Genomic DNA, 9,338 nt, shown 5'->3' with positions numbered 1-9,338 from the left:
AGGATATATCCATACAACCGTCGTCCCGGAAACGCGCAGCGCTTATCCGGGATCTTGTAACCACCCCAAACGTCGTCCCATCCACTTCACCGTCATCCCATCCACTCCACCGTCATCCCCGCGAAGGCGGGGAACTTATCAGGTACGAGCGTGCTGTTTGAAAAGGTCCCGGAACAAGCCAAGGTCCCGGGACAAGCCCGGGATGACTGGGGAAAGGATATATCCATACAACCGTCGTCCCGGAAACGCGCAGCGCTTATCCGGGATCTATAGAAACAGCAATTGGTGGTTGTTTTTACTTCGTGGCCTTTTTTCTAAGGTCCCGGGGCAAGCCCGGGATGACGGGGAGGGAGGCGTCTCCGCTTCTCCACTCTATCCGTCATCCCCGCGAAGGCGGGGAACCAGAGAAACATCAACACTATTCGTGCAAACACCAATAGCCCAACGCTAACATCGCAAACGATTGCATTTGAGGGTATTAAATGCTGTACGTAAGTAACTGCAGGCATACGCCATTCGGCGGAAATGGGTTTCTGCGACGATTTTCTACGCATATACTGCGTGCCCTGTTGAAGTAGAAGGGCAAATTAAGAATGAAAAATATAAACCATGGTTTTACCCTTATTGAATTAATTATCGTCATCGTGATTTTGGGCATTTTATCGGTCGTTGCTGCACCGAAGTTCATTGATTTCAGTGACGATGCAAACGATGCCACTACGGTTGCGACATCAAGTGCGTTTAAGAGTGGTGTAGCTTTACTGCATGCTAAATATCAGGTTCGACAGACAACACCTATTGCTATTGGGAATCAGTCAGTTGATTTTAACAGCGTTGGCTGGCCGGTTGGTTCAACAACCGACAGTGCCGGGTGTGCTGACCTGTGGAATAAAGTGTTCAGCAATGCTGAGCCTATTAGTGTGGCTGCGTCGTTCACCTCTACCTTGAGCCCGGGGTGGAACGCATTTGCCTATAATCAGATATGCGGATACATCAAAAGCGATGGCGGAGAGGCCGTATATCAAAGCAGTTCTCCACACTTTGTGTATTACTCCGATGCTTTCAGCTACTCTGGTGGTGGATATAACTACGATGGCCAGGCGGGCGACGTAAAGCTCTATGGCATGTAATTCAGAGCCGCTAACGCGTTAACAGTTGCTGCTGTTAACGCTGTTAGTCGAAGTTTGTTTAAACGGACTTTGTTTGGAGGTCGTCAGCTTTTCCCGCTTTGCCATGGAGTAAAGTAGTCTGGCGACAATAGACGGTGTGCCGTCGTCGATGCATTGCATGAGAAGTGTTTTATCTGCCACGTCTTTGCAATTAGTCGGAATATGCTGCTCTTGCATTAATTTGTACAACACGCTGTGTACAAGTGCACCTCGAACGGCATTCTTGCACCAAAAACCACGACATTTTGGCCCATCCCATTGATACCCCTGCTTAATGATGAGGCGTCCTCCTCGTAACAGTGAAACGTCTGACGTAATGATGTCGGTAGGTGGCTTTATACCAATCAGTAAGTGTACATCTTCCTGTAACGTGTATTTATGGAGCTTCTTTGACTGCTGCATAGCTTACTTCACACTGTTGTTGGGTTAAATAATGTCGCCTGAATGCCTGTCTGGTATTCAGAACTTTGTTGTGTCTTTTAACCCTGTGTCACATGAACCTAAGTTCTCTCACTTAAATTTCATTTTTTTACTAACAGATAAGGTGTAGCAGATAATAGACAGATTTCCATGTATTACTCTTGCCACCGACTCTGTTTTACCTTAGCCTCGTAATTATCTTATTTTCATACAGTTAGAACGTGGTGCTACCTGAGACTAAACCAGCTATCTCGGGCTCACCTGAATCTCTATTAAGTGGTATTGCTTCAGGCAACAAGTCTGCAGAAGAAGAACTCGTGCGTCACTATTGGCGCGCGCTGTATCTTATGTTGTTCAGAGATTGCCACGACCACAGCATGGCCAGTGACATGGCTCAGGAAGCCCTGTGTGTTTGCCTGGTAAAAGCCCGTGCTGGCGAAATTCGTGAAGCCAAAGCACTTACTTCATTTGTTCACCGAACCGCTACTAATCTGCTTATTGCCCACAAACGCAAAGAAAAACGTCAGAAAACTGAATTTACAGACGATCTCGACAGGTTGTTTGGCGAGCTCGATGGACCCGCGCAGCAGTGCCAGCGCGAAAAGATAGTCGCGTTGGTGGCAGGCGTACTGAATGAAATGCCGGTAGAACGTGACCGGGATATTCTGGTGGAATATTTTGTTCATGGCACGTCAAAAGAAGAGTTGTGCGATTTACTGTCGTTGTCGCCGGAGCATTTTGACCGGGTGCTTTACCGAGCGCGTCAGCGGCTAAAGCAGAAACTGAGTCTGGCGATTAGCGAACAGGGTAGCAATTTCTCTCTGGTGTCATTATTGGGATGTGGTTTGGTTGTGTTGTTGTGTGGTGAGACTTCACCAACGACCATTGCGGATGAACAAGTGAGAGAACTTCAGGTTTCATATCACTTGTCACAACGGATAAGCAATAACATTACCAAAGACGGCGTGTCTGACAGTAGTGAAGGTAAGGAATATGACACAACACAACACTCCTAAATTTGATAACCCGGACATGTTACAGCGCTACTTGCACAACAAATTATCGGACTCTGAACGAGTCGAATTTGAGCTGCACATGCTGGACAATCCTGCGTTAGTTGATACCGTAGAAATCGACCATCTGTATAAGCAAACGCTGGTAGATGCCGTGCAACACAACAAAGCCGGTGCGGGCTTCTGGCAGTGGATTCGAGTAAACTGCTGGGCATCGCCAATGCGTGCCAGTGTATGTACATTTGCCGCTTGCGCTATCGTGTTTACACTCTCGCATACCGGTGGTAAATCTAATGGCCTGGTGAGCTCTCAGGTGGAGTACCTGGAAACCGTTCGCTCGGCATCGTCGGCGCTACCGGTTTTTGTTCTGAAGAAAGACTCAGACGTAATGGCGTTAATGGTACAAACGTATTTTGCTGAACCGGATGCAACGTATTCGGTAACCGTAACGGCCAAGGATTCTGCCCGGGTTGTAATGGCCTATCAGGTGAAAGGCAACGAACACGGTGAATTGCTGGTGGTATTATCGCGCGAGCAAGTGCATAGTGGTGAATACATAGTGGAAGTGACTGATGCTGGCGAAAACGCCCCTCAGGAAATTGGATTTATCCTAAACATGGAATAAGGAAGTTTGTATGGCGCTTGGCCGTTGTGCTGTGAAGTATGAGCCGTTAAATGAGCCAACAAACGAGCAATTAATGGCGCTTGGGCTGGCAATGTCTAATCGGATTGCCAGCACTACTACCGTTAAAGCGCCTTACGATTTACCTGCCGGGTTTACTTATTTTGGTCAGTTTGTCGACCATGACCTTTCTTATTTTACCGACGAAGATACCCCCTTTGATGGCCCCGGTAAGCTAACCCAGAAAATGCGCCCGATGTTAGATTTACACGGGCTTTACAGCCATGTATCGGCGCAGCCTGATGCCTTGTGTAACACAATGCCGGGTGCGTTTGCATTGCAGTCTTTAGGCGTGAATGACGCAAATATAACCGTGTGGGATATGCCCCGCGATGCCGAAGGCTTCGCTTTGATAGGTGACGCCCGCAACGACGAAAACTTTCTGCTTTCTCAGTTTCACACTCTTATGCTGCGACTGCACAATGCGGTAATCGCTGAACTTATTGCGTCTGGCGCTGAGCGTGATCCCTCGGTGTTAAGGCAACAGGCCAGAGCCTGTGTTGAGCAGGTGTATCGACGAATTATTGTGCAGGACTACTTAAAGCGCTTGCTGTGCGACGAGGTGTGGCATGGCTATTTTGGCACACCGGAACAGCAATGGACCCATTGGTCGCTGTACAGTGACGCTGACTTTAACCGCCCGAATGCGTTTAATTTGGCGGCCTATCGATTTGGTCACGCTCAGGTGAGAGGCATTTATGGTGTGAATGCGAAGCGAAGCATCACGCTGGACGAACTGTTTGACTACCGCGGCGGGCGGAATTATTACCAACATCACCGGCATATTCCGCCTGAACTCGGCGTAGACTGGCAGCTGTTTTTTTATGATTCAGTGACGGATCATCCCTTTGTGCAGGTTGCCCTGCCAGTCAGGCCAACCGTGCCGCTAAAAATTCCCCACATTGCGTCGCCGTTAAATCGCTTGGCCGTACGAAATTTACTGCGCAGCCGCGATCAGGAATTGCCGTGTGCTCAGGCCATTATGCAAAACGAGACGTTTCAGCAGGTGTGCCAACAACTGGCATCGCCGTCTGGTATTTTGCATAGCGACAATCTGGATAACGGCTATTTTTCGCATATTAGTAACGGTGAAATGTTTAATAACACAACACCGTTGTGGTACTTCATTTTGCGTGAAGGTGAAGTGATGCGTGGGCGAGCATACCGCGACCAAGGCATATTAGGGCCGATGGGTAGTATACTGGTTGCTGCGTTTTTCAAGTTAACCTTACAGCATACGCCGGGGCAGGCAGACTTTGATGTGCGTGCATTGCCTCTGCAAATCGAGACGATTTCGAGCATGAGCGAAATGGTTCGCTATGTACTACAGCAAGAAGGAAAACAGCATGATCAATGAGTTAAAAGGAACCTGGGTGGTAAACGAAGTTGCTTCAACAATTAAAGATAAAACTGACTTCCATGCCCAGTATCTGCCCGCGTTAAACAGCGAGATAACGGCAAAGCTGGATGTAAAAGCGAGCCAGTTAATTCTTACTATGGATGGTGGTGATCGCGAAAAGATTTACGAACCGATGGGGTTTGCCGGCACAACGGTATTTTACATGGTTGAAGAACCGTCACCTGGCGTGTATTTACTGGATGTTGTGTTCTTCGATCTGGATATGGAGTCCGGTAATTTCGCCATGAACCACGATTATTATTGGAGCGACCAGACCCACTGGACGGCAGGTGATGAGAATAAAAATGTGAAGCCCGGCATGTCGGAAGAAGAAGTCACCGCCTGTATTGTTGCGCGGTATAAATTGGGCGTAACGACCAAGAGCCTGATTGGTTCTATCTACGCGTCGTCCCGCACGGCACCACGTTGGCGCTGCACTAACACTGGTGGGTAGCAATACCATGAGCACAGCAAAATGAAAGCAATACTGCGACTAACGTTGTGGATTTTTATTAGTTGTTGGGTGGTGGCTCATGCCACTGCCTGCTCAGATGCCATCGACGCCCAATCGGATGAAACGCGAGACGCAGTGCGGTGGCAGTTTATAGAGGCGCATTCTGGTACTTCGAATTCGCCAGCGCTGGTGTTGTCTGTCGTTCAGCTTTACGTGGCACAAGCAGTCGACAACTCAACCTGTGCAGAAAAGGGCAATTCAATCAGCCTGGATGCACAACAGCACGCCTTGTGGTTACCCATTTTACAGCACTATCTTGCAGACCCGTTTTCTGCCGAAAAAGATCTGGCCAATACGGCTTATAGCACGCTTACTGAAACGGTATCGCTGGCAAGCATGTCACCGTCTGAAGCCGTGCTGGCAGCGATTACTGCAGAGCTATTGTTTAATACCTACCAATTTGAATTAGCAACCGATGTGCTAACCCGGTTTCCGCCATCGGCCATGCCTCAAGCGCTGGCTCCGGTCATGACTTTGCTTAAGGGAAAAATCTATTTGCGTCAGCGCGAAAATACCGAGGCGATTGAGATATTCAAAAGCCTGGTAAATGACGATTCGTTGTCTGTTGTTGTGCAATTTAAAGCGGGCGTGCTATTGGGCGAGGCCTATTTAGACGACAATCAGGTAAATGCGGGCAGGCTGGCGCTATCGAACAGTGAAGCGCTACTCGAAGGCCCCGACGGACATCTGTTGGCAAATGATGACATTATTACCCTGTACGACAATGTTGGGTTTCTTTACATCAAGCTTGCTCAACAAACACCTGAAACCGCGGATTATAATCTCAGCGAAGCATTGCGATACGAGCGTAAAGCGCTCGCCGCGGCTGAAAAAGATAACAATATAAAACAACAGATTACCATTCATTCCAATATTGCCTGGCTGCAAAGTCGTCGTCAGGATTTCAATGCGTCTCAATATCACTTGCTGACGCTGTTAGTACTGCTACAGTCCCACGAAGACCCGGACCTGGAAGCCTTTACCTACCAGAATGTCAGTACGGTATATTTCAGGCTGGGTGAATACAATAAAGCCGCGGCTTACTTACATGGTGCAATAGAGCGAGTGGCGGACAACGCACCCAAGGTAAAAGCCGAATTACAGTGTCGTCTTGCGCAAAGCCTGATGCGAAGCGGTGTAACCACCTCTGCGGCGCCGCTGGTCAGAGCGTGCTATGAAGGCCTGATGACCGGCACGGTTTATGAAAAGCAGGCGATCGCGTTAGTAGCTTCACTGGAAGCAGCGGACTTGGGCATAGCCACACCAGTGGCTGCGGATGCACTCACAGAGCAGTTAAAGCAGTTGGTCAACGAAGACATTGATGTGTCTTTAAAAACCGAAGCCGTATTGAAACTGGCCGATATAGCCTACCAACGAGGCGCGATAAACGAGGCCGCAGATTGGCTGGCATCGCTTTCTGACGAACAGGTGCAGGTCACCAGTTTATTGGCGGTAAAAGTGCGTAAACGCCAGTACGAGATTCTGCTAAAGCGTGGTGATGCCGAAAGTGATGCCTACGCGGAAGCAACGCATGCCATGATCATATCGCAATTACGAGCGATGTCTGGCAATGACATGAGTGCGGCATGGCGTCATAGCGTTAATGATTTTTATACGTTATGGCTGGCTCAGCTTATGGAAAAGAACACGCCTGCATCGAATGCCTACCTTGCCGGTAACCTGTTGCTTCTGAATGAGTTGAATATTCGGCAACAGCCTTTCTCTCTCGATGCAACGCGCCAGCAGCGGTTAAACGCACTTAATACCCAGCGTTTCGACAGCGGCGTAGCACCACTTGCGGTTAGGTTACAGCAATTGCTTGAAGTCGATTTGCTTCGCCATGCCAGTATGTATGCATCTAAGACGCAAACCTCTGAGCAAGTGAACGAAGTAACGGCAGGTGGCATGTCTCAAACGCTGTGTGATATTCAGGATTGCCTTGCTCAGGTACAAGCATCGCTTGGTACTGGGGAGCGTGTTGTCTTGTATGTTCCTGCTGAACAACATATTCGAGCTGTGGTAATAAGCGCCGATACCGTTACTCTTCACGCTATTGCACCACTGCAAACGCTGGTGGCACTGGCGGAGGAGGCCGCGCTGTCTGTTATGCAACGCCGCCAGGATGCAGAAAGGCGCCTTCAAACACTAGCGGAACAGCTATTTGCGCCCATGTTGACGGAAGACAGCGCAAGTACCTGGATTGTCGCCGGTCATGTGCCGGTGAATACTGTGTCACTGAATGCACTTGTGGCCTCTTTACCGTCGCCTCCCGCGGCGTTTAAACGGGTGATGTCGTCGACACGGACAGTACAGAATCAGAATATGGCGTCAGACAGCGCAGCAATCCGCGTGCTGGCAACACAACAAATCAATGCGCAGTCAGGTGAGCTGGCGGCGCTGGATGCGCTTCCCTGGGCCAAAGTGGAAGCCGAGCAGATTCAGGCTGCGTTTGCCCCACAACCCATAGACGTACTGTTGAATAATGCGGCCACCGACGAGGCTTTGTTTTCCGAAGATACACGCCAGGCAAACATTCTGCACATTGCCGCGCATAATATTTACGATCCCACTGAACCCGACGTGGTTGGGCTTGCTCTGAATCAGGCTTCTGCCAATGGGACGGGCGGCACGCTTATTGATATTCGGGCCATCGAGCACTCCGGGTTTGCCAACAATCTGGTGTTTTTAAATGCGTGCGATACTGCCAACGGCCGGGATTTCGACGGAGTGGGTTCGTTGAGTCTGGCCAGGGCCTTTTTACAATCGGGAGCGCAAACCGTGGTGGCGACCAAATGGCCAATTGTCGACCGGGCTTCAGGTATGTTTGCTGCGCACTTTTACAGAGCGATCCAATCGGGCAGCAATGCCGAACAAGCACTGAATTTGGCGATAGCAGGGATGCAAAGCTCGAGGCGTTACAAGCACCCATATTACTGGGCGGGTTACGAATTAACGCAGCGACACCTATGAGTCGTTTGCCGCTACCCTGTCTTGTGGGGTGGCGAGTTCACAGTACAGTTTGTCTATAAGCACCTTTAGTTGCTGCATTTCTCCTGCATCCAGGTTTTGCAACTGACACAATAACTGTTTGGGGATCTGTAACGCCTCCGATTTAGTCGCTTGGCCTTTTTCCGTTAACGCCACTTCTTTCACTCTTTTGTCATGCTGTGACGGTTTAATAACAATAAATGCTTTTTGTGCCAGCTTCTGCAAAATCAGTGTCAGGGCGCCTGCATCAACACGGCACTTTTCAACCAGTTGTGAAATAGTGACGTTATCTTGCTCCCACAAGGCCATCATCACCAGGTATTGGGGATAGGTGATGTCGAGCGACTTCAGCAACGGCCGATAAGCGCGCGTAAACGCATTGGATACGCTGTAAAAGCGATGGCAAAGTTGGTTTTCCAGCTTCAGTAAATTGTGTTCATGCATGTTGTGCTACCTCTGCCTTATATTTTGCATACAAAGTAGTTGCAAGGCAATCACTCCTTTGTTATTTTATTTTGCATGCAAAATAAATGTTGTGCCAAAGATGATTAGCACAACGTATTCCACAACCAAGAGGGCATGTTATGCATAAGTTAGATCAAGTGTTATACACAGGTGTGGCAACAGCGACAGGTGGTCGCGACGGTAAAATTGCGTCTGACGACGGTCGCTTAGAAGCCGGTTTATCGGTACCCAAAGGGTTAGGCGGCGACGATGGCCCAGGCACAAACCCTGAGCAGATGTTTGCTGCGGGCTATGCTGCGTGTTTCATTGGTGCTCTGAAATTTGTAGCGGGTCAGGAAAAAGTTGCGCTGCCTGCTGACATTAAAGTAACGGGTGAAGTAGGTATCGGCCCTATCCCAACCGGTTTCGCCATTGCGGTTAAACTCACCGTTGATTTGGGTGACGTAGACGCAGACAAAAACGCGTTAGTAGAAAAAGCGCACGTTGTATGCCCTTACTCAAATGCAACACGCGGCAACGTTGAAGTTACTTTCGAAGTAGTTTAAGCGGTTACTGCCTTTGAAAAGGTCCCGGGGCAAGCCAAGGTCCCGGAACAAGTCCGGGATGACGGTGAAAGGATGTATCCACTCAACTGTCGTCCCGGAATCGCGAAGCGTATATCCCCATCCGTCGTCCCGGAATCGCCCCA

The 9,338-nt window shown here is 49.3% G+C and carries 9 protein-coding genes; 7 read left to right on the top strand and 2 right to left on the bottom strand.

All coding sequences use genetic code 11. The annotated features are described in order from the left end of the window. The first annotated feature begins 593 nt into the window (after positions 1–593). A complete protein-coding gene (locus tag AC4MRN_RS13475; protein WP_073319979.1) occupies positions 594–1,130 on the top strand; it encodes a prepilin-type N-terminal cleavage/methylation domain-containing protein in 537 nt (178 codons plus the stop codon). An 18-nt stretch (positions 1,131–1,148) separates the two neighbouring features. Here the strand turns inward: AC4MRN_RS13475 and AC4MRN_RS13470 are convergent, their stop codons facing one another. Then, on the bottom strand, positions 1,149–1,571 hold the full coding sequence (locus AC4MRN_RS13470) for a hypothetical protein (protein ID WP_073319976.1): 423 nt from the start codon (positions 1,569–1,571) through the stop codon (positions 1,149–1,151). 239 nt (positions 1,572–1,810) lie between these two features. On the opposite strand from AC4MRN_RS13470, the gene AC4MRN_RS13465 reads away from it, so the two are divergent. The 5 genes from AC4MRN_RS13465 to AC4MRN_RS13445 are packed head-to-tail and all read left to right on the top strand — an operon-like array spanning position 1,811 to position 8,167. Beyond that, positions 1,811–2,605: an RNA polymerase sigma factor gene (locus AC4MRN_RS13465; protein ID WP_073319973.1), complete on the top strand. Its 795-nt coding sequence runs from the start codon at positions 1,811–1,813 to the stop codon at positions 2,603–2,605. Beyond that, positions 2,583–3,227, top strand: coding sequence for a hypothetical protein (locus AC4MRN_RS13460; protein WP_491203561.1), 645 nt, complete (start codon positions 2,583–2,585; stop codon positions 3,225–3,227). The genes AC4MRN_RS13465 and AC4MRN_RS13460 overlap by 23 nt, the downstream gene beginning before the upstream one ends. Positions 3,228–3,237: 10 nt before the next feature. Beyond that, positions 3,238–4,641 (top strand): peroxidase family protein, encoded by a 1,404-nt coding sequence (locus AC4MRN_RS13455; protein ID WP_490402261.1) that lies wholly within the window; start codon positions 3,238–3,240, stop codon positions 4,639–4,641. Then, the gene (locus tag AC4MRN_RS13450) at positions 4,631–5,137 is read left to right on the top strand and encodes a hypothetical protein (protein WP_073319963.1); all 507 of its coding nucleotides are present in this window, start codon (positions 4,631–4,633) and stop codon (positions 5,135–5,137) included. The genes AC4MRN_RS13455 and AC4MRN_RS13450 overlap by 11 nt, the downstream gene beginning before the upstream one ends. 21 nt (positions 5,138–5,158) lie before the next feature. Continuing rightward, positions 5,159–8,167 carry a CHAT domain-containing protein gene (locus AC4MRN_RS13445; RefSeq protein ID WP_491203560.1) on the top strand — a complete coding sequence of 1,003 codons (3,009 nt, stop codon included), beginning with the start codon at positions 5,159–5,161 and terminating at the stop codon, positions 8,165–8,167. On the opposite strand, the gene AC4MRN_RS13440 is transcribed toward AC4MRN_RS13445, so the two are convergent. Then, complete coding sequence (locus tag AC4MRN_RS13440) at positions 8,162–8,629, bottom strand: MarR family winged helix-turn-helix transcriptional regulator (protein ID WP_491203559.1); 468 nt, start codon at positions 8,627–8,629, stop codon at positions 8,162–8,164. The two genes, AC4MRN_RS13445 and AC4MRN_RS13440, sit on opposite strands and share 6 nt — an antisense overlap. Before the next feature lie 140 nt (positions 8,630–8,769). Here AC4MRN_RS13440 and AC4MRN_RS13435 point away from each other — a divergent pair, with 140 nt between their 5' ends. Then, positions 8,770–9,195, top strand: a complete 426-nt coding sequence (locus tag AC4MRN_RS13435) for an organic hydroperoxide resistance protein (protein ID WP_073319953.1) — start codon at positions 8,770–8,772, stop codon at positions 9,193–9,195. The last annotated feature ends 143 nt before the right edge of the window (positions 9,196–9,338 follow it).

The organism is Marisediminitalea sp., assembly GCF_984433645.1.
This window is presented reverse-complemented; position numbering and strand designations above follow the sequence as displayed.

What these genes read in the sequence shown, in the direction of transcription:
- AC4MRN_RS13475 (WP_073319979.1), top strand. Translation starts at nt 594, where the DNA reads ATGAAAAATATAAACCATGGTTTTACCCTTATTGAATTAATTATCGTC.
- AC4MRN_RS13470 (WP_073319976.1), bottom strand. Translation starts at nt 1,571, where the DNA reads ATGCAGCAGTCAAAGAAGCTCCATAAATACACGTTACAGGAAGATGTA.
- AC4MRN_RS13460 (WP_491203561.1), top strand. Translation starts at nt 2,583, where the DNA reads ATGACACAACACAACACTCCTAAATTTGATAACCCGGACATGTTACAG.
- AC4MRN_RS13455 (WP_490402261.1), top strand. Translation starts at nt 3,238, where the DNA reads ATGGCGCTTGGCCGTTGTGCTGTGAAGTATGAGCCGTTAAATGAGCCA.
- AC4MRN_RS13450 (WP_073319963.1), top strand. Translation starts at nt 4,631, where the DNA reads ATGATCAATGAGTTAAAAGGAACCTGGGTGGTAAACGAAGTTGCTTCA.
- AC4MRN_RS13445 (WP_491203560.1), top strand. Translation starts at nt 5,159, where the DNA reads ATGAAAGCAATACTGCGACTAACGTTGTGGATTTTTATTAGTTGTTGG.
- AC4MRN_RS13440 (WP_491203559.1), bottom strand. Translation starts at nt 8,629, where the DNA reads ATGCATGAACACAATTTACTGAAGCTGGAAAACCAACTTTGCCATCGC.
- AC4MRN_RS13435 (WP_073319953.1), top strand. Translation starts at nt 8,770, where the DNA reads ATGCATAAGTTAGATCAAGTGTTATACACAGGTGTGGCAACAGCGACA.